Source organism: Bacillus sp. FMQ74 (assembly GCF_001875785.1).
Taxonomy (GTDB): Bacteria; Bacillota; Bacilli; order Bacillales; family Bacillaceae; genus Bacillus; species Bacillus stercoris.
Genome location: NZ_MOEO01000004.1, coordinates 243688 through 262227 on the forward strand (window position 1 = coordinate 243688; position 18540 = coordinate 262227).

The window sequence follows — 18540 nt, forward strand, 5'->3', positions numbered from 1 at the left end:
ATCAGTCAGCAAACGCCTCCTGCAATAAGCGATACGATCGGAGCTTATCTTCAAAATGATGCGTGATGGTCACCACCATGATTTCCTCTGTTTCATACGCTTTACTCAAAGCTAGCAGCTGCTCCTTAACCTGTTCTTTCGTACCAACAATCATTCGATTTCGATTATCAGCAATTCGTCTCTGTTCATAAGGGGAATACGTATTTTTCCGAACAGCTTCATACGAAGGAACTCCCTCTAAAGGAATACCCTGCTCTCCCGCCAAAAGCGTAAAATCAAGCACAGACCCAAGCTCCTCTGCCTTCTCCTCCGTGTCAGCACAAAGAACAAAAACAGCAACTGCCGCTCGAGGCGTATCTCCTAACACAGACGGTTTGAATCGTCTCTTATACTGTCTGACAGTACCCTCTCCGCCTTCTCCATTGATAAAATGGGCAAACATATAGCCGGCGCCAGATTCAGCTGCGAGCAGCGCGCTTTCTCCAGATGAGCCGAGCAGCCACACATCCGGAGCAGTTGAAATATGCGGCGCAGCCGTCAAATTCGGAAAACGGTGTTTGTCATCCGCCAAATCATGCAAATACATAGCCAGCTCCTTGATTTGCTGCGGATACTGATCAGCATTGCGCTTTCCGCCGTCATTCAGCGCCCATGATGCAATCGGCATTCCCCCCGGTGCTCTGCCAAGCCCCAGATCAATTCTTCCCGGCGTCAGCCCCTCCAGCACACGGAAGTTTTCAGCTACTTTATAAGCACTGTAATGCGGCAGCATGACTCCTCCTGATCCAACACGGATTCGCTTTGTTTTCGCCGCTATATGACTGATGAGCACCTCAGGACTGGACCCTGCCAGCCGTTTTGAAAAGTGATGCTCAGAAACCCAAAATCTCTTATATCCAAGATCCTCAGCAGCTTGGGCGAGTGCAACGGTTTGCTGTAAGGCCGTTTCTGCATTGCTGCCCTCTGATACTGGAGATTGATCTAATATACTTAATGAAACCATCCTTACCACCTCATCCTCATCGTATCACTGATCTCCTATTTTTTCTCCAAAGCCGCTCACACTGCTTATCAGTGTCCCCTATCATTCGCCATTTATTTGTGAAAGCATGTCCCTATTTGTCGGAATATGTTACACGTGAAACATAAAAACCCCTCCAAGACGGAGAGGTTGGCTTTAGTTTTTATTAAAGCCCTTTTCTTTCACGTAGTCATTTAAATACGTACGCGGCTTCTGCTTCATAAAGTTCAGTATTTGATCGGACCACGTTTCATCCCGCTGCCCGTTTGTTCTTTCTCTATAGTAATCAGAAATGGTCTTGTCATACGTGTTCATAGTATGACGGAAATCGTCTGTGTTCACATTATACGTATTCTCATGATAAACGGCCTGCTTTGGCAGTCTTGGTTTTTTGCCGGATAGGTTCGCTGGATGGCCTACTGCCAGCCCGAAAAGCGGGAGCACATGGTCAGGCGTTTGCAGCACCTCTGTCACCTTGTCCAGTTCATTCCGAATGCCGCCGATATAGCAAATGCCAAGCCCCATAGATTCAGCCGCAATGCTCATATTTTGCGCTGCCAGCGCCGCATCAATCAAGCTAACCATAAACATTTCCGTATTCTCGAGCAGCTCAGAAATATGTTCACCTTTTTCCTCAGCCAGTTGTTGATGGCGGTACAAATCCGCACAAAATACAAAAAAGTGCCCGTTCTTCTCAACGTAAGGCTGATTCCCAGCAAGCACAGACAGCTCACGTTTTTTCTCAGGATCAGAAACCCCGATAATCGAATATGCCTGCACATAGCTGGATGTAGACGCAGCCTGCGCACTTTTCACTAATGTATCAATTTCTTCAGCTGTCAAAAGCTGATCAGTAAAAGACCGGATTGACCGATGATTCAAAATGGTTTCGATTGTGTTATTCATCACAAGAACCTCCTTATCTCTTTTTATCATATCCGAAAAAAAGTGATCTCAAAAGTGAAATGCTCTGCACAAAAAAAGACAGCCTCTGAAAAGGCTGCCTTCATCTTAAGAATTAAAGAGATAACTTCTGTATTTCGTCAGCTGCACACTCGCATTATATACAATCCCAAATCCGATTAACGTGGACAGTGTCGAACTTCCCCCATAGCTGACAAACAGCAGCGGAATCCCGGTAACAGGCATAATGCCGATGTTCATTCCGATATTCTGGAATGTGTGGATCACAATTAACGCCGTATAGCCAACGCAAAAGAAAGAAGCGAAACGGTTAAACGGATGTATTTTGTCTATCAGAACGACAAGCCTGTAGATTAAAAAGAAGAACATGATGACAACAATCGCACAGCCTATAAAGCCGAAGCTTTCACCCAAAATAGCGAAGATAAAGTCGGTCTGTCCTTCTGGTACATACACCTTCAAATTGTGTACTCCATTTCCGACAATGCCTCCTGAGCCGATAGCCATAACAGCCTGATCAACCTGCCAACTGCTATTTGCATCTTCCTGAGTTGTTCCATTTGTATCAGAAACCCAAGATGTTACCCTCTTTATTTGATACTCTTGAATTCCAACTGATTTAGCAGCATCAGGAAAATTAATCATCACTAACAAGATAAGAGAAATAAGTAAGATACCAGAACCACCAATGATTGCGATCAGCTTCCAGTTTACTCCTGACATAAAAATCATGACAATCACAATAAACATACATATCCCAGCTGTACCAGCATCCTGAAGAAGGATAAGTCCGATCGGCACTACCGATACACCTGCAATCTTAAGCAAAAGATGCACATCATCTCTGAGCGTTCGGATTTTTTTAGGGCTTGCTTTTGAAATCACTGAGGCTACCATCATCATGAGCCCGATTTTCATAAATTCAGAGGGCTGTAACGTTACAGAACCAAACTGAAACCAGCTTTTTGCACCGTTTTTCACTGGTGCAATAGACTCAGGACTGACTCTCAATATCAAAAGAAGCAAAATCCCGAATAAAAATACATATAAACTCAGTTTTTCAAGCTGCTCCAAATCGAAATACAGCAGCACCGAAATGGCAATAGCCCCCAAAGCATAATAAATAATTTGTTTCGTCCAGGCATTATCTCCATACTGCCCAAACTGACCGGCAGCATAAATCGCCAATACGCTTATAATAAAAAACACACCAAATATAAAAATCAAATCCCCCTGGTAAAAGGGGCTTTGCTGTTTCTTATATCGACTCATTCTATCCCGCCTTACATTTTCATCGGAAAATCACTAATGTTTATTATACATGAACCACGTTCAAGATGACACGTGAAGCTCGTTTCCTTTTATGTTTTTTGCGCATCTACAGCGCTTTTTCAGCTACACGAAATATGACGTATCATAAACCAAAACGTTTCGAATGACACAAAACTTTTCAAATGAAAAAAACCCCCTTATAAAAGGGGTTAAAAGAAATCCATAAGAAATGGAGGTTTTAATTGAAATTCGTCATCAAGCCGTTTGATTTCCGATACCGGTCCTTTTATCATGCCTGTTTCAAAAAGGAAACGAGCACTCCTGGCGCCTAGGAAGAAAGCGGTTAAAGAAGATATGCTCCATTCTATTAGATAGTCAGATGACTCTTTCTGAACGATCTGCACCTGCTGGGACTCGACTCGGAAAGTCTGTTGATTCCACGGCGCCCATTGATCCGTTACCTTAAAGTCAAAGGGAGCTGTCAGCCGAGATTTTGGATATTCCCGTAAAAAACCTTCAACGTCAACGATACGCGCCATACTATAAGGATATATCTCTTGTTTGACTCGGGGTTCTCCTGTTAAAAAATCAAGATCTTCCTCCATCCGTACAGTCAGTTCCGCTTCATTTAGCATCGAATCATGCTGGCAAATAAAATTCCATAAACCTCTCTGGGCCTCCCTGTTTAAATAAACAAATTCCTTAACTCGCATCGTTTTATTTTTGATGTCATACACAAGATATCCACAAGGCACTCCATTTTCAGAGATATACATAGCCTTCATACCATCGATCTTCTCTGTCCAGTGCTCCTTTGAACGTTTCATTAGCCCATTATGCTTCGTTCTATACTGATTATAAATGGCATTCACTGCATCTGTTTCATTCTCTTGAAGCCTCCTCATGTATCCAGAGGTATCACCTAGCTTTTGCAATTGTTCTTTAAGGTAAGTCAGACGTTTTTGATAGAAACAAAGTTCCCAGCCAAATTTGCGGTAAAAGGAGATTAGGAACGGATGCAAAAAGCTGATGGTTTGGTTTTCTTTCTTCATGACCATGAGAGCGTTTCGAATAAGTCCCTTTACTGTTCCTTTTCTTCTGTATTCAGGCCAGGTTGCCACCCCAGCAATACCCCCCATCTTCATCTCCTGCTCCCCAAGCATGACAGAAAAGGGAATAATGTGAAGCTTAGAGAAGAGTTTGTCTTGTTCCTTTATTCCGATGATGTAATGGTTCTCTAAAGCTTTTACTTTCTCTTCTCGTTCCTCATCACTGAGTTCTTTCTGAAAAGCATATTCAGACATGCGGATCACTTCTCGCCAATCTTTTCTTTCAAGCTTTATTACCTGATACATCTGCATCCCCCTTCTTTTAAAAAAGAAAGCTCCGTACATTCTCCTATCTTACAGCGTTTAAAAATAAGACGATAGGTCTAACTCATTTTTTTAAAAGCGTGTATCAATTTCTGGAAAACATGGTATAATAATTGTAACAGAATGTTCAAAAAACAATCACAAAACAGACAAAACTCAGTTCCTCTATTTCATTTTTGTAAACGTTATCACAAAATGAAAGGAGACGGGTATGATGGACATGTTTTTTGCTTACTTACTGGTTGCCAGCGCAACGCCTCTCTTTATTTGGCTTGATAACAAAAAAGTCGCACTCTCAGCTATTCCGCCAATCATCTTAATGTGGGTATTCTTCTTCTTTTACGCAACAGAAAGCCTTTCTCCACTAGGACACACTCTCATGATTATCTTGTTTGCCGTCAACGTCATTGTCGCTCATATCGCAGCATTTATCATTTACGGTCTTCCGTATCTTCGCAGAAAGCGAAGCAGCTGAAGACAGCAAAAAACCCTCTTCTAACGAAGAGGGTTTTTGTATTATTCGTTGTGGCCTGAATGCTCTGAGTGTTCAGCGCCTCCAGGAGGATTTCCGTCCATATGGTCACCATGGTGATAGTGAGCCGCGAAAATCCAGATGGATCCAAGTACGATAACAATCGCGCCAAAGAATCCGAACAGCGTGTTTCCGACTTGGATTGTGCCGTTTTCGCTCTCTGTCATGTGCATGAACATGAGAAGCTGCAGCGCCGCCTGAATGAAGGCGAAACCGAAGATAATCCAAAGTTTTGCTGATGAGCTCAGGTCAGTATACACTGCAACCCATAGAGCCAGCAGGGTCAAAACGATAGACAGGATAAAACCTACAATGTGTTTCCATGGAAAGTGACTGTGTTCAGCAGATTTGTTTGCCATTTTACAGACCCCCCAATCCCATGAGATAGACACCTGTAAAGATGAAAATCCATACAACATCTAAGAAGTGCCAGTACAAGCTTGAGATAAAGATTTTAGATGAAGTTTGCGGAGTTAAGCCGCGTTTCTTCAACTGAATCAGAATTCCTGTAATCCAGAAAATACCGATTGTTACGTGAGTTCCGTGAGTTCCAAGTAAAACAAAGAATCCAGACCAGAACGCACTTGTACTGAGAGCCGCTCCTTCATGCACATAGTGAACAAACTCGTTGATCTCGCATCCGACGAAGCCGGCACCGAGAAGAAGAGTGATAATTGTCCAAATGACAACGCCTTTTAAACTTCCGCGGCGCATTTCATGAACAGCGATCCCGCAGGTAAAGCTGCTGATCAGCAGCAAGAACGTCATAATCATTACCAGATTGACTTCAAATAGTTCGTCTGGCAAGACACCTCCAGCTGTTCTGTTTTTAAGAACGAAGAAGGTTGCAAATAGTGTTGAGAACAACACAATTTCTGCCCCTAAAAAGATCCAAAACCCGAGAATATTAAGTCTGCCGGTTTCAGATTGATATTCCATAGGCGCGTTAGAATTGCCGTGTTCTGCATGTTCCATAACTCACGCCTCCTTATTCGGAAATCTTTCTTTCCGTCTCTTTTATTTCATCAACACTAATGTAGTAGCCATTGTCGTATTCGAATGAACGCAGAACCATGCAGAGCAGGACTCCGATCAATCCGACTACGCCCATCCAGTACCATTCAAAGACAAGTCCAAAGCCAGCAAGACCGAAGGCAACAGACATAAAGAACGGTCTGCCTGAGTTGCTTGGCATATGGATTTTCTTGAATTTGCTTTCAGGGTATAATTCAGTTTTTTCTTCTTTCATATGCAGGAATGCATCTTGAGATTTGACTTCAGGAAGCACCGCAAAGTTGTAATGCGGCGGAATCGCAGAAGAAGTCGCCCAATCAAGCGTACGTCCTACACCCCATGAATCTCCGCTGATTTCACGAGTAGAGTAACGGAAGCTGTAGTAGATGTTATAGCAAAGGATTAAGAATCCTACACCCATCATGAAAGCCCCGACAGTTGAGATAAAGTTCAATGTTGTCCAGCCGTCGTTTGGTCCGTATGTGTAAATACGGCGAGGCATGCCTTGAAGCCCCAAGAAATATTGAGGGAAGAAACATACATTGAAACCGATCATAAAGATCCAGAAGAACCATTTTCCGATTCTTTCGTTCAGCTTGTGGCCGAACATTTTTGGATACCAGAAAATAAATCCGGCGAAACAAGCAAATACAGTACCCGCGATCAGCACATAGTGGAAGTGAGATACAAGGAAGTACGTATTATGGTATTGATAATCCGCTGCTGCCATCGCAAGCATAACCCCTGTAACCCCGCCGATAACGAAGTTAGGAATGAACGCAAGCGCCCACAGCATAGGTGTTGTAAAGCTGATTCGGCCTTTATACATCGTAAAGAGCCAGTTAAAGATTTTAACCCCGGTTGGGATTGAGATTGCCATTGTCGTAATTGAGAAGAATGAGTTAACGGACGCACTGTTCCCCATTGTGAAGAAGTGGTGAGTCCAAACTAAGAAACTCAATACAGAGATGGCGATAATAGAACCAACCATCGCTTTGTAACCAAACAATTGTTTTCTTGCAAAGCTTGAGATGATTTCCGAGAAAATACCAAACGCCGGAAGAATAACGATATATACTTCAGGATGTCCCCAAATCCAGAACAAGTTAGCCCAAAGCATCGGCATACCGCCTGCTTCCAATGTGAAAAAGTGAGCGCCGAACAAACGATCAAATGATAAAAGTGCTAATGCTACTGTAAGTACAGGGAACGCAAACACGATAATAACCATTGTGATCAGTGTTGTCCATGTGAACATTGGCATACGCATTAATGTCATGCCTTTTGTTCTCATTTTTAAGATTGTTACCATAAAGTTGATCCCTGTCATCAGGGTACCGATACCGGCAATCTGAAGTCCGAGGAGGTAGTAGTTCTCACCCGGCCCAGGGCTCATGTCGTTACTTGCAAGCGGCATATAACTCGTCCAGCCTGCGTTCGGAGAACCTCCGATTACGAAAGAAATATTGAAAAGCATCGCACCTACAAAGAACGTCCAGAAGCTCAGGTTGTTCAAGTAAGGGAACGCAACGTCGCGAGCACCGATTTGAAGAGGTACAACAACGTTGATAAGACCGATTAAGAACGGCATCGCCATGAAGATGATCATGATTGTACCGTGAGTTGTAAAAATTTCATTATAGTGGTTTGAGTCTAAAAAACTGTTATTCGGAAGCGCTAGCTGGGCACGCATCATCAGACCGTCGACACCGCCGCGGAATAACATAATTACAGCAGATATAATATACATGATTCCGAGTTTTTTATGGTCAACAGTAGTTATCCATTCAGACCAAAGCCATTTCCACTTTTTGAAGTAAGTCAGTACAACAATGATGGCAATGGTTGAAAGCGCAATGGAAACTTGTGCGCCCAGAATTAATGGGTCACCAGTTACGAAAAATTCGTCCCATCTCATTTTCATGCGGGCTTCCTCCTTTCCTGATCAATATCATTCTTCTGTATCATCAGACTTCTTAAATTCGTTTTTCTTTACGTTTTCAAACGGATCTGTTTTAGAGTGCGGTGAAACGGCTTGATAGCCAAGGCGTTTGCGCGCCTCCATCGCATACTCAGCGTCTTGTCCGTGATCAACGTATTTCAAGTGAGTAGAAGAGAACGTTAATTCGTCCACATTTTCAGGAAGCATCAATTCATCATACTTCTCTTTTGTCAGCTTAGGAGCCTCGTTCTGAGTCTTTTTCACCCAGCTGTTAAAGTCTTTTTCTGTGACTGCATTCACATCAAACTCTTGGTCTGCAAAATGTTCACCTGTGAAGTTCGCGTTGCGGCCTTCGTAAGTACCCACTTTATCAGCCTGTAAGTATTGATCCATCAGCATTCCTGCCATCGCATATTTTTGCCCTCCAAGCTGAGGAATCCATAGCGAAGCCATTGAATCTGCAGATGAGATTTTGAACAAGATCGGGCGGTCGACAGGAATGTTTAAGTAGTTGACCGTTTCAATATCCTGTTCAGGGTAGCTGAATACCCATTTCCAGTCTACCGAAGTAGCGTAAACAACAAGAGGCTCTTTGTCTTTTGTTGCTTCAGGAGCTTTTTCTAACGAATATATCGTCTGTACGGTTGGCACAGAAAGTGCAATGACGATTAAAATTGGGATCACTGTCCAGACTACTTCTAAAAACGTGTTACCGTGAATTTCTGGGTTATAAGATCCATTATCTTTGCCTTTACGATCGCGGTATTTTACTAAAATAATGGTAAATAGAACAAAGACGACCCCGACGATAAACAGCATAAATCCGATAGATAACAGGATTAAATCACTTTGCTGTTCAGCTACAGGTCCTTTCGGATCTAGTACTGAAGCATTGCTGCATCCCCCAAGGACGAAAACCACAGTTAACAGCGCTAATACAAGCAACGGTTTTAATGCTCTGAACAAGAAGATCACCATCCTTCCTATTGATGTAATAAATCTGAAGTGCATACTTCCTCAAAATCTTTTCTCTACTTTGTTATGCTATCAAAAACTTCACTTATTAGCTTTATTTTTTTATAAACTTCATCCCATTTTCGCTTAAATGTCATAAAATCGACAAAAATTGCTCCAACTTTATTCACATCTATCGCTTAAGATGAAAAGTTTCTAGTTATTTCCGCATATAAGTAAAGAAAAGATGATGAAGAACTAATTCTGACAAATTAAGGTTTACCACAATAAAAAACTTAGGTCAATCAAAAGTTTCATTTTGTTAAACTTTCTAGATAGGAATTATTTTTTCCTTGTCTAGCATCTTTTCACACGGTTTCCATTTTAACGCATCAAATATTGAAAGAAAAGGCTCAATGAAGAGCCAATATGCTCTGAATTGCCCGCATTTTTTAAAGAGAGCATCCAGTTGTTTATCTTATACAAAAAAGAGGAATGATATAAGCAAATAATAAAAATAGGATGTGTTGCATGATGAGTTTTCTTATTTCACTTATCGTAGCTATTATTATCGGATGGCTTGGAAGCCTGTTTGTAAAAGGAGATATGCCCGGAGGAATTATTGGGTCTATGATCGCAGGTCTTATTGGCGCCTGGATCGGACACGGGCTGCTTGGAACATGGGGGCCGCACCTAGCCGGATTCGCCATTATTCCAGCGGTAATCGGCGCAGCCATTGTTGTCTTTCTAGTAAGCCTGTTAACCAGAAAAAGAGGATAAATGCAACAGCACCCGAAGCGTCAGCGCTTTGGGTGTTTGTTTTGCCATAAAAATCGAAAAAGCCTCAACCCTAGCGGTTGAGGCTTTTGACTGGTTTGGCGCCCAACTGATCGATGAACCTTCTGAAGGCCTGTTTTCCCTCTGTTGTCTGTTTAAATACACCGGCGTGTTCAAGAATGCGCGCGAATACATGTCCCAGCTCTTCCTTTATGACTAGATCTGCATTCTCTTTCGTTATGGTTCTTTTTTCCATCATCCGAAGAGCCCATTCACTATGTTTTGCCGTGAGCGGATTTTGTTCTAAGGCTGTTTTCGGATCAGCAGAGCATAGCGCCGCTGCCGTTTCTTTCATTTCCTCCTGTAAGCGGCCAGGCAATATCGCCAATCCCATGACCTCAATCAGGCCGATATTTTCTTTTTTAATATGGTGGACTTCCTGATGAGGATGAAATATTCCTAATGGATGCTCCTCATTCGTCCGGTTGTTCCTCAGGACGATATCGAGTTCGTACAGGTCTCCCCTGCGCCGCGCAATCGGTGTGACCGTATTATGGGGCGTATCACCTGTACAAGCGGCAATGCCGGCTTTTTCATCGGAATACGTTTGCCATGTGCGGAAGATATGATCAGCAGCTTCAGCGACACGATCCGGTTTGTCTCCTTGGAGCCTGAGCACAGACATCGGCCACTTCACTAAGCCCAGCGACACGCCGGGATAATCATTTAAGTCATAAACGTCTTCCGCTTCTGCACGTGCCATTGGAAAATCATGCGCTCCGCCTTGGAAATGATCATGGCTTAGGATGCTGCCGCCGACAATCGGGAGATCCGCGTTCGAACCGATAAAATAATGCGGATACTGCCCAAGAAATGACATCAGCCTTTCAAATGTTTTTTTACTGATCTCCATCGGTTCATGTTCACCTTTTAAGACGATGCAATGCTCTGGATAATAGACGTATGGCGAGAATTGCAAAAACCATTGTTCGTTTTCAAGGATGACTGGAATGATTCTGTGATTTTGCCGGGCTGGATGATTCACGTTTCCCTCAAACCCGACATTTTCTTTACACAGCAAACACATCGGATAATTTGTCTGCGCCTGCTCTTTTGCAGCCGCAATCGCTTTCGGGTCCTTTTCAGGCTTGGATAGGTTAATGGTCATTTCCAGCTCGCCATATTCGGTCGGCACCGTCCAATGAACATTTTTGGCGATTCTGTCTGTCCGTATATAATAGACATCCTCTGAATATTGATAGAATTCCTTTGTGGCCTGTTTTGGGCCGTATAATGCTTTTGTTTCTTCAAACTTGCGAATGACCTCGGACGGAGCAGGTACGAAACAGCCCATCAGCTTTGCGCTGAGCAGGTCACGGTACGTATCTGTATCCGCTTCCATTCGGCCTGTTTCCGCAGCCCATTTATAAATGGGAGCGAGCAAGTCCGGAAGGCTTTGTGACTGCTTAATGGCGGTGCTGGAGACCGGCTCGGGATGTGTGATGCCCAGCGCTTCATAAAGACGGTTTCTCGTATATTCCCGATCCCAGACCGAAATCAGTTTTCGTTCCAGGCCATACTCAAGCAGCTGTTCCAGATGTTCTACAATACTCATGTGTCACTCCCCCTTTAGTTCTCTTGCTCCTTCTCCGATATCAGCGACATAAAAATCCGCTTGGAGCCCTGTTTTTTCTTGATATCTGTCTCCAACTTTTTGAATAAAATCATCCACAAACGCATTTTTTACAATGCTGATGGTGCAGCCGCCGAAGCCCGCGCCCGTCATTCTTGATCCAATTACACCTTCGTGATCCCACGCCGCAAACACAAGCTCATCAAGTTCAGGGCATGTTACTTCATAGTCATCCTTCAATGAAAGATGGGATTCCTTCATTAACCGCCCGATTTCATCTATATTGTTCTCTTTGAACATATGGGCTGTCTTGATGGCGCGGTGATTTTCGTATACAGCGTGCTTTGCCCGTCGTCTGTTCGTTTCATTTTGGATCAGGCTGGATTGCGCATCGAAATCAGAAGGCGTGACGTCGCCCAGCGAGGCAATATCGAGGCCTTTTTGCAGATCAAGCAATGCATCATTGCATTCTTGGCGTCTCGTATTATAGCTTGAGTCTGCCAATGTCCTTTTTTTGTTCGTATTCGCGATAACCAGTGCAAGGCCAGAGACATCGAGCTTGCTATATTCATAGTCAAGCGTGTCGCAATTCAGCAGCATCGCATGATGTTTTTTCCCCATTCCAATTGCGAATTGGTCCATAATCCCGCAATTGACGCCGATAAAATGGTTTTCCGCATGCTGCGCCATTTTCACAAGCTCAAGCGCCTCTATTTCAGGGTAAAAATAGCTTTGGAGCACGACCCCCATCAGCAGTTCAATAGAAGCGGACGACGACAGCCCCGCCCCGTTTGGAATATTCCCTGAAAACACAATGTCAAAGCCATGGGGGACTGCATATCCTCTTTGCTGAAATTCATAAATGACGCCCTTCGGATAATTCGCCCAGTCGTCTTCTTTTTGATAGCGAATGTCGTCAAGGCTGCATTCCTTGATCCCCGCGTCTTTAAAGTTGTCTGAATACATCCGGACAACCCCGTCTTTTCTTTCTGCAACAGCAGCATATGTACCCATTGTCAGCGCGCACGGAAAGACATGCCCGCCGTTATAGTCTGTATGTTCTCCAATCAGATTCACTCTTCCAGGTGCGAAAAAAAACCGTAACCCCTCTTTTTCTCCGAATACACTTGCAAATATCCCCTTTAGCTCTTCCCGCATGTGCAATCACCTTTCTGGTTTTTATTTTTTTATTCCCTTTATTTCTTCAGAGAAAACGGTAGATCATATGCTGCTGTTCTCTGTCATACCCCTTCTTCTTTTGTTTTTTTGAAGACGAGCCATTTGCTCGCAACATAGTTGACGACAACAATGACTGCGTTGTCGAGTATTTTGGCCAAGGTTTCATTTGTATTGAACTGGCCGACAAGAATGATCATCATGCCTAAATCTATGCCGAGAGACAGGACCCGAACGCTGAAAAAAGCAGTGATCTCTTTCAGCAGGCTCTGCAGATCATGTGTTTTTTGCTGAAACACATATAATTTATTTGTTATGTAAGCAAACAGCACGGACAAAATCCAAGCAGCGACAGTGGCGGCTTTGTAATCCACATTCATAATCTCTACCAATATATAAAAGCTGGCGATGTTCACAATGGTTGTGAAAACCCCCATAATGACATACATAATCATTTCTCTATACTTCACTGATGTTCCTCGCTTTCTGAAAAACTTTTCAAAATTCTTGGCCTCTCGTGCTCTCTGTCTAAGGTAAAAAATGCCGAGAGTGCGTCTAAAAAGCTGCGGAAGGTGGCGGGCTGGCCCAATATATACGATTGTTTGATGATTCCGTCGAGGACTGCACATATTATTTTAGCCGTATATTTCGTATCAATACAGGCGTCAATCAGCTTTCTCTCCTTCAGCCAATTAATATATAACACATTTTCTTCCACCCACAATTCGTACAGCCGGACATAGGCCTTGCATTTCTGTAAGACTTTATATGTCGGCATGTTCATGGCAAACGAAGTAATGTCCCACGACGGTTTATTTATGTAATAGAAATAAAGCAGTTCTGCAGCGTGTTTTGCAGCCTCGTCCAATGTCAGCGATTTCATTGACTCCCGCTCCATTTGATCAAGGTACCCTATAATGATCTTTTTTTTCATCTGGCGTTTTTCAAGAAGATACAGCAGAAAATCCTCCTTGCTGACAAAATGAACATAAAACGCTCCTTTGCTGTATCCGGCGGCTCTGCTGATATCTTCTACAGAAACCGGATCATACGCTCGATCAATCAACAAATTCACGCCAGCGTCTATAAAACTTTCAAATGTTGCTTCTCTTTTAATTTGAAATTTGTTTTTTTTCATATTTTTCTCCTGGCGGTATGATTACCCTTATCTTACACCGGATCAATCTTTTGCGGTATTTATTTCTTTGAAAGGTTGTGCTATTCGGTTTCCCAGAGGTCATTTTTAATAGGCTAAATGATTTATTTTCATTTACATACTATCCAGTCAGTATTTAATTGTTTATTATTATAAATAAGATCCATTGGTTATATTAGTCATTTTTTTAGGGAATAGGTAGGTGGTTTTTCCTTCAGTTTGTGAACACCGAGCAACTATGTGTGAAATTTGTTGTACTCGCCTCATCATCGCGCCGGCTTGTCTTTTATTGCCCGCATGTTGCAGGAAAACATTTTATACAATTGGAGGTTACTATGAAAACTCATGTTAAAAAAGATTTGGACAAAGATTGGCATATGTTGATTCAAGAAGCTAGATCCATTGGATTAGGCATTCATGATGTGAGGCAGTTTTTAGAATCTGAAACAGCATCGAGAAAGAAAAACCACAAAAAAACCGTCCGCCAAGACTAATCCGAACAGGCGGATCTATTTTCCTCTGGCTTTTCTATCACCTGATCTGAGTTTTCACCATATCCTCTATTCGAAAGCACATTGCTGCGCTTAGCTTGAGGACAAACGGTGTGTCAGCTAACTACGACAGACAGCCGGTGATGCGATCACCTCTTGGCACATGCATTGTCATAAAGAGGTGATGCGAACATGATACCCGTGCTCTGGTAAACAGCAGCTTTGCTGAGAAAAAGCTGCATTCGGTGAGGTTTTGAAAGCAAACTCGTTTATACACGGCCGAGCTGGAAAACCTTCGCCTGCCTTTATACCGCTGTGTTCACCACTTCACGACTTCCTTCTTTTTTCATCCTCCGGATATTGTTCAACGCATAAATCAGACTTTCAGTACATACCTATTGGTGTACCTTTTTGCTTACGTTTAGCGATTAAAAGGAGGAAAGCCATGTACAAAGCTGATTACAAACAGATTGCTGCAACGCCGTCTTTCCAAGCTTTTTTAAAGCAGAAACGTGCTTTTATTGTTCCTTCTGCGATTTTCTTTTTTGTCTTTTATTTTTCACTACCTGTTTTGACATCTTATTTCACCTTTTTGAATGCGCCGGCCATTGGAGCTGTTTCATGGGCTTGGCTGTTCGCCATCGCCCAATTCGCCATGACTTGGATACTGAGTACAGTGTATTCCCGCAGAGCAGCTCATTTCGATCGGTATGTGAGCGCTTTAAAAGATGGTCTGAAGGGTGAACAAACATGAATATAACTGCTTTTTTATTATTTTTGGCGATTGTCGGCCTGACGCTTATTATCACGTATTTTGCCGCGAAGAAGACAAAAACGACAAGTGAGTTTTATACGGCGGGCGGTGGGCTCACCGGTGTTCAGAATGGACTGGCAATTGCAGGTGACTACATGTCTGCCGCCTCTTTTCTTGGGATTGCCGGAATGATTGCGTTATATGGATTTGATGGTTTCTTTTACAGCATCGGTTTTCTTGTGGCTTATCTCGTTGTCTTGTACATCGTGGCGGAACCGCTTCGGAATCTTGGAAAGTATACGATGGCAGACATGATTGCCGCTCGATTTAAAGAAAAGAAAATCCGCGGTGTTGCAGCTCTCAATACCATTGCCATCTCTACTTTTTATATGATTGCCCAGCTCGTTGGGGCGGGCGCGCTGATCAAACTGCTTCTTGGGCTGGATTACACCGCGGCGGTTCTCATCGTCGGAGTGCTGATGACCATTTATGTCGTGTTTGGCGGCATGATCGCGACAAGCTGGGTTCAAATCATTAAAGCCGTTTTGCTGATGGCCGGCACACTCGTGATTTCGATCATCGTGTTTTCAAAATTCGGCTTTAGCCTTAATACCATGTTTGAACAGATGAAAACGGCTACTCCGCTTGGCGCTGATTTCTTGAATCCCGGGAATAAATACAAGGTGCCGCTTGAGACCTTATCGTTAAACTTGGCACTCGTGCTGGGAACCGCCGGGCTTCCGCATATATTGATCCGGTTTTATACCGTTAAAGATGCCAAGACAGCCCGTACATCTGTTGTGTCAGCAACATGGATTATCGGTGTGTTTTACATTATGACGGTGTTTCTGGGCTTCGGCGCTGCTGCATTTGTCGGTTTTGACGCGATTACGGCAGCTGATCAAGCGGGAAATATGGCGGCTCCGCTTTTAGCAAAAGCGCTCGGGGGAGACTTTCTATTCGCGTTTGTATCAGCCATTGCCTTCGCTACCATTTTGGCTGTCGTGACAGGATTGGTGCTGTCTGCCGCCTCAGCATTTGCCCACGATATTTACAGCCAGATCATCAGAAAGGGAGAGGCTACTGAAAAAGAACAGATGAAAGCGGCCAGATGGGCTTCTGTCGCCGTGTCAGTGCTCTCGATTCTCCTAGCGATTTTTGCACAGTCCTTAAATGTGGCGTTCCTTGTTGCCCTTGCGTTTGCGGTAGCCGCCAGCGCAAATCTCCCGCTGATTGTGTTTACGGTCTTTTGGAAACGATTCAATGCTTCAGGAGCTTTATGGGGGAGTCTGACAGGCCTGATCAGCGCGCTTGTGCTTGTGTCGATGAGCCCTAGTGTGTGGGACCCGGCCGGAGGTGCTATTTTCACCGGCGATCCGCTCATCCCGCTGTCTAATCCAGGGATTATTTCCATCCCGCTTGGCTTCCTCGGCGCGTGGCTCGGAACGATGCTGTCGTCTGATAAAACAATTAATGAAGATACGTTTGCAGAAATACAGGTGAAGGCGCATACTGGCATTCATATGGAGCAGGAGTAAAAAAGCTCTCTTTATCGAGAGCTTTTCCCTTACTTTTTCTTCTGCTCGTCAGAAATCGCTTTTTCAAATACATCCTTGCCGGCAGCACCCGGAATTACAGTGTCGCCGATAATAAAGGTTGGAACGGCTGTGATGTCAGCCTCTTCATAGGCATGCTTCAAGGCTTGGCGCTGCACGTCCTGATATGTTCTTGTTTCCAGTGCTGATTTGAATGATGCACCGTCTAATCCCACTTCCTCGGCGAGCTTCGTCAAGATGTCAATGTCGCCGATATTTTGGCCCTCTTGGAAAAACGCCTGAAAGACACGGGTGTTGTATTCATGTCCTTTATTGTATTCCTTCGCAAAATGGAAGCCTTCAAACGCGAGGTCTGTATACGGATGGGGCGAGACGTTTGGAAAATTGATCTCGACTCCTAATTTCTCCGCCATTGGCTGAATGGATGTCTGCCACATGTATTGTTTGGACGGATCATTGACCGGGTCAAGCTGAGGGGATGGGCTTGGGCGCAGTTCAAACGGCATCCACTCGACTTCAACATCCTTTCCTTTTATCGCTTCTTCAAAAGCGGATTTTCCAACGAAACAAAATGGACAAACGTAATCTGAATAAACTTTGATGTGTACTGTCATGATAATTCTCCTTTCGTATAAATTGATTCTAAACTGTAACAATTAAAGTTACAACTGTTTTTTAAATAAAGAAGCCGATTTAGGCTTCTTTTATGATTCCAGCAAACGCTGGGCAATATATTCTCCTTTTTTGCAGCCGCCTGGGCATGCATATAAAGCAGAACCGATTGTTTGTGTATATTCGTTTAACGCATCCTTTGCTGAAAGAGCCTTCAGCATCGGGATAAACTGATTGTCTGGATTTTTTTGAAAACTGATAAACAGGAGACCTGCATCCATATAGCCGGTTTTCGGATCAAGTCCTTCTGTGTAAGAGAAAGCTCTTCGCAAAATTTGTTTTCCAGTAGATTTCGCTAGACTGACGTGTGAATTAGACGGAATTTGATTCAGCTTCACGGGATCTGTTTCCTTTTTCTGTCCGAAAGGCGCCCCTGAGCTTTTTCTGCGGCCGAAGGTATCCTCTTGGTCCTTAAGGGAAGAGCGGTCCCATATCTCAAGGAACATTTTGATTTTCCGAAAAGCCATATAGGTGCCGCCCGTCATCCAGTCAGGCTCACCGGACTGAATCCACACGATTGAGTTCATCAAGCTGTCATCCTCCGTGCTCTGATTGCCTGTTCCATCTTTGAACCCGAAGAGGTTGCGCGGTGTTTCGCCATTTTTTCCTCCGCTTAAAAAGCCTTTGTTCACAAAACGGACCTCACAAGTGCCGACCGCTTGATTTAGCAGGTTGCGCAGCGCATGAAACGCCACTTGTTCATCGTCTGCACACACTTGAATGCAGATGTCTCCGCCTCCCTGCTTTTCATCCAGGTTGTCATTCGGCATCGCTGGAAGAGCGGCCAGGTGCTTCGGTTTTTTGCTTTTCAGCCCGAAGCGGTCCTTTCCGTCTTTTTCAAAAAAGCCAGGTCCGAATCCGAATGTGACCGTTAAGTTGGAAGGGGGTAAATCAACAGACTCACCTGTATCCTGCGGCGGCAGATATTGATTTCTCTGCTCAGCCGACATTTTCTTGCCAGACGTCAGCATCTGTGTGAGACTTGTCCAGTTTCTAAATAACGTAATGATGTCGCTTTTGTCTTTTGCTGTTACATCCAGTGCAGCAAAATAGACATACGTCTGATGGGCAGTTGTGATTCCGGCCTGATGCTTTCCGTAAAACGGAACAATCTGCTCCTCCTCTTTTTCATCCTTTTTCGATGGCTTAGCCGCGGTCTGAACAAGCGGAGCGAGTCCGCCGAGTCCGCTGGCACCGATCGCAACGGCTGCCCCCGCCATTGCTCCCCATTTTAAAATGTCCCGTCTGTGAATTTGTTCTGGCTTTTTTTGTTCATCGCTCATGATGTTACAA

The 18540-nt window shown here is 43.9% G+C and carries 19 protein-coding genes; 5 read left to right on the top strand and 14 right to left on the bottom strand.

The window, feature by feature from the left end; translation table 11 throughout:
* Position 1: 1 nt before the first annotated feature.
* The 4 genes from BLL41_RS10205 to BLL41_RS10220 all read right to left on the bottom strand — a co-directional run bounded on the left by BLL41_RS10205 (position 2) and on the right by BLL41_RS10220 (position 4572).
* Positions 2 to 1003 carry an LLM class flavin-dependent oxidoreductase gene (locus tag BLL41_RS10205; protein ID WP_071577748.1) on the bottom strand — a complete coding sequence of 334 codons (1002 nt, stop codon included), beginning with the start codon at positions 1001 to 1003 and terminating at the stop codon, positions 2 to 4.
* Positions 1004 to 1177: 174 nt separating this feature from the next.
* Entirely contained in the window at positions 1178 to 1927 is a 750-nt protein-coding gene (nfsA, locus tag BLL41_RS10210) for an oxygen-insensitive NADPH nitroreductase (RefSeq protein WP_071577749.1), read from the bottom strand.
* Between the two features lie 105 nt (positions 1928 to 2032).
* Entirely contained in the window at positions 2033 to 3217 is a 1185-nt protein-coding gene (locus tag BLL41_RS10215; RefSeq protein ID WP_040081457.1) for an FtsW/RodA/SpoVE family cell cycle protein, read from the bottom strand.
* 209 nt (positions 3218 to 3426) lie between these two features.
* Positions 3427 to 4572, bottom strand: a complete 1146-nt coding sequence (locus tag BLL41_RS10220) for a GNAT family N-acetyltransferase (protein ID WP_071577750.1) — start codon at positions 4570 to 4572, stop codon at positions 3427 to 3429.
* A gap of 229 nt (positions 4573 to 4801) precedes the next feature.
* Between BLL41_RS10220 and ywcE the strand changes: the two genes are divergently transcribed.
* Positions 4802 to 5065 carry a spore morphogenesis/germination protein YwcE gene (ywcE, locus tag BLL41_RS10225; RefSeq protein ID WP_003227411.1) on the top strand — a complete coding sequence of 88 codons (264 nt, stop codon included), beginning with the start codon at positions 4802 to 4804 and terminating at the stop codon, positions 5063 to 5065.
* A 41-nt stretch (positions 5066 to 5106) separates the two neighbouring features.
* On the opposite strand, the gene qoxD is transcribed toward ywcE, so the two are convergent.
* The 4 genes from qoxD to qoxA are packed head-to-tail and all read right to left on the bottom strand — an operon-like array spanning position 5107 to position 9053.
* Positions 5107 to 5481 (bottom strand): cytochrome aa3 quinol oxidase subunit IV, encoded by a 375-nt coding sequence (qoxD, locus tag BLL41_RS10230; protein WP_003227410.1) that lies wholly within the window; start codon positions 5479 to 5481, stop codon positions 5107 to 5109.
* A 1-nt stretch (position 5482) separates the two neighbouring features.
* The gene (qoxC, locus tag BLL41_RS10235) at positions 5483 to 6097 is read right to left on the bottom strand and encodes a cytochrome aa3 quinol oxidase subunit III (RefSeq protein WP_003227409.1); all 615 of its coding nucleotides are present in this window, start codon (positions 6095 to 6097) and stop codon (positions 5483 to 5485) included.
* A gap of 13 nt (positions 6098 to 6110) precedes the next feature.
* On the bottom strand, positions 6111 to 8060 hold the full coding sequence (qoxB, locus tag BLL41_RS10240) for a cytochrome aa3 quinol oxidase subunit I (RefSeq protein WP_071577751.1): 1950 nt from the start codon (positions 8058 to 8060) through the stop codon (positions 6111 to 6113).
* 27 nt (positions 8061 to 8087) lie between these two features.
* On the bottom strand, positions 8088 to 9053 hold the full coding sequence (gene qoxA, locus BLL41_RS10245) for a cytochrome aa3 quinol oxidase subunit II (RefSeq protein ID WP_010886637.1): 966 nt from the start codon (positions 9051 to 9053) through the stop codon (positions 8088 to 8090).
* A gap of 513 nt (positions 9054 to 9566) precedes the next feature.
* Between qoxA and BLL41_RS10250 the strand changes: the two genes are divergently transcribed.
* Positions 9567 to 9812 carry a GlsB/YeaQ/YmgE family stress response membrane protein gene (locus BLL41_RS10250; protein WP_009968363.1) on the top strand — a complete coding sequence of 82 codons (246 nt, stop codon included), beginning with the start codon at positions 9567 to 9569 and terminating at the stop codon, positions 9810 to 9812.
* A gap of 70 nt (positions 9813 to 9882) precedes the next feature.
* Here BLL41_RS10250 and galT read toward each other — a convergent pair whose 3' ends face one another.
* The 4 genes from galT to slrC form a co-directional block, all read right to left on the bottom strand.
* Complete coding sequence (galT, locus tag BLL41_RS10255) at positions 9883 to 11424, bottom strand: UDP-glucose--hexose-1-phosphate uridylyltransferase (protein ID WP_071577752.1); 1542 nt, start codon at positions 11422 to 11424, stop codon at positions 9883 to 9885.
* 3 nt (positions 11425 to 11427) lie between these two features.
* On the bottom strand, positions 11428 to 12600 hold the full coding sequence (locus BLL41_RS10260; RefSeq protein WP_071577753.1) for a galactokinase: 1173 nt from the start codon (positions 12598 to 12600) through the stop codon (positions 11428 to 11430).
* A gap of 83 nt (positions 12601 to 12683) precedes the next feature.
* Positions 12684 to 13067: a GtrA family protein gene (locus BLL41_RS10265; RefSeq protein WP_071577754.1), complete on the bottom strand. Its 384-nt coding sequence runs from the start codon at positions 13065 to 13067 to the stop codon at positions 12684 to 12686.
* A gap of 17 nt (positions 13068 to 13084) precedes the next feature.
* Positions 13085 to 13756, bottom strand: coding sequence for a transcriptional regulator SlrC (slrC, locus tag BLL41_RS10270; protein ID WP_071577755.1), 672 nt, complete (start codon positions 13754 to 13756; stop codon positions 13085 to 13087).
* A gap of 353 nt (positions 13757 to 14109) precedes the next feature.
* Here slrC and slrA point away from each other — a divergent pair, with 353 nt between their 5' ends.
* The 3 genes from slrA to BLL41_RS10285 all read left to right on the top strand — a co-directional run bounded on the left by slrA (position 14110) and on the right by BLL41_RS10285 (position 16557).
* On the top strand, positions 14110 to 14268 hold the full coding sequence (slrA, locus tag BLL41_RS10275) for a transcriptional regulator SlrA (protein WP_014478351.1): 159 nt from the start codon (positions 14110 to 14112) through the stop codon (positions 14266 to 14268).
* A gap of 442 nt (positions 14269 to 14710) precedes the next feature.
* Complete coding sequence (locus tag BLL41_RS10280; RefSeq protein ID WP_071577756.1) at positions 14711 to 15019, top strand: DUF485 domain-containing protein; 309 nt, start codon at positions 14711 to 14713, stop codon at positions 15017 to 15019.
* A complete protein-coding gene (locus BLL41_RS10285; protein WP_071577757.1) occupies positions 15016 to 16557 on the top strand; it encodes a solute symporter family protein in 1542 nt (513 codons plus the stop codon). The genes BLL41_RS10280 and BLL41_RS10285 overlap by 4 nt, the downstream gene beginning before the upstream one ends.
* Before the next feature lie 29 nt (positions 16558 to 16586).
* Here BLL41_RS10285 and BLL41_RS10290 read toward each other — a convergent pair whose 3' ends face one another.
* Both BLL41_RS10290 and efeB read right to left on the bottom strand, forming a co-directional pair.
* Positions 16587 to 17189 carry a DsbA family oxidoreductase gene (locus BLL41_RS10290; protein ID WP_071577758.1) on the bottom strand — a complete coding sequence of 201 codons (603 nt, stop codon included), beginning with the start codon at positions 17187 to 17189 and terminating at the stop codon, positions 16587 to 16589.
* 90 nt (positions 17190 to 17279) lie between these two features.
* Positions 17280 to 18530 carry an iron uptake transporter deferrochelatase/peroxidase subunit gene (gene efeB / locus BLL41_RS10295; RefSeq protein ID WP_071577759.1) on the bottom strand — a complete coding sequence of 417 codons (1251 nt, stop codon included), beginning with the start codon at positions 18528 to 18530 and terminating at the stop codon, positions 17280 to 17282.
* Positions 18531 to 18540: the final 10 nt, after the last annotated feature.

Bases quoted from the DNA above. Each gene is read 5' to 3' on its own strand.
- BLL41_RS10205 (WP_071577748.1), bottom strand. From the start codon at position 1,003: ATGGTTTCATTAAGTATATTAGATCAATCTCCAGTATCAGAGGGCAGC.
- nfsA (WP_071577749.1), bottom strand. From the start codon at position 1,927: ATGAATAACACAATCGAAACCATTTTGAATCATCGGTCAATCCGGTCT.
- BLL41_RS10215 (WP_040081457.1), bottom strand. From the start codon at position 3,217: ATGAGTCGATATAAGAAACAGCAAAGCCCCTTTTACCAGGGGGATTTG.
- BLL41_RS10220 (WP_071577750.1), bottom strand. From the start codon at position 4,572: ATGTATCAGGTAATAAAGCTTGAAAGAAAAGATTGGCGAGAAGTGATC.
- ywcE (WP_003227411.1), top strand. From the start codon at position 4,802: ATGATGGACATGTTTTTTGCTTACTTACTGGTTGCCAGCGCAACGCCT.
- qoxD (WP_003227410.1), bottom strand. From the start codon at position 5,481: ATGGCAAACAAATCTGCTGAACACAGTCACTTTCCATGGAAACACATT.
- qoxC (WP_003227409.1), bottom strand. From the start codon at position 6,097: ATGGAACATGCAGAACACGGCAATTCTAACGCGCCTATGGAATATCAA.
- qoxB (WP_071577751.1), bottom strand. From the start codon at position 8,060: ATGAAAATGAGATGGGACGAATTTTTCGTAACTGGTGACCCATTAATT.
- BLL41_RS10250 (WP_009968363.1), top strand. From the start codon at position 9,567: ATGAGTTTTCTTATTTCACTTATCGTAGCTATTATTATCGGATGGCTT.
- galT (WP_071577752.1), bottom strand. From the start codon at position 11,424: ATGAGTATTGTAGAACATCTGGAACAGCTGCTTGAGTATGGCCTGGAA.
- BLL41_RS10260 (WP_071577753.1), bottom strand. From the start codon at position 12,600: ATGCGGGAAGAGCTAAAGGGGATATTTGCAAGTGTATTCGGAGAAAAA.
- BLL41_RS10265 (WP_071577754.1), bottom strand. From the start codon at position 13,067: ATGTATGTCATTATGGGGGTTTTCACAACCATTGTGAACATCGCCAGC.
- slrC (WP_071577755.1), bottom strand. From the start codon at position 13,756: ATGAAAAAAAACAAATTTCAAATTAAAAGAGAAGCAACATTTGAAAGT.
- slrA (WP_014478351.1), top strand. From the start codon at position 14,110: ATGAAAACTCATGTTAAAAAAGATTTGGACAAAGATTGGCATATGTTG.
- BLL41_RS10280 (WP_071577756.1), top strand. From the start codon at position 14,711: ATGTACAAAGCTGATTACAAACAGATTGCTGCAACGCCGTCTTTCCAA.
- BLL41_RS10285 (WP_071577757.1), top strand. From the start codon at position 15,016: ATGAATATAACTGCTTTTTTATTATTTTTGGCGATTGTCGGCCTGACG.
- BLL41_RS10290 (WP_071577758.1), bottom strand. From the start codon at position 17,189: ATGACAGTACACATCAAAGTTTATTCAGATTACGTTTGTCCATTTTGT.
- efeB (WP_071577759.1), bottom strand. From the start codon at position 18,530: ATGAGCGATGAACAAAAAAAGCCAGAACAAATTCACAGACGGGACATT.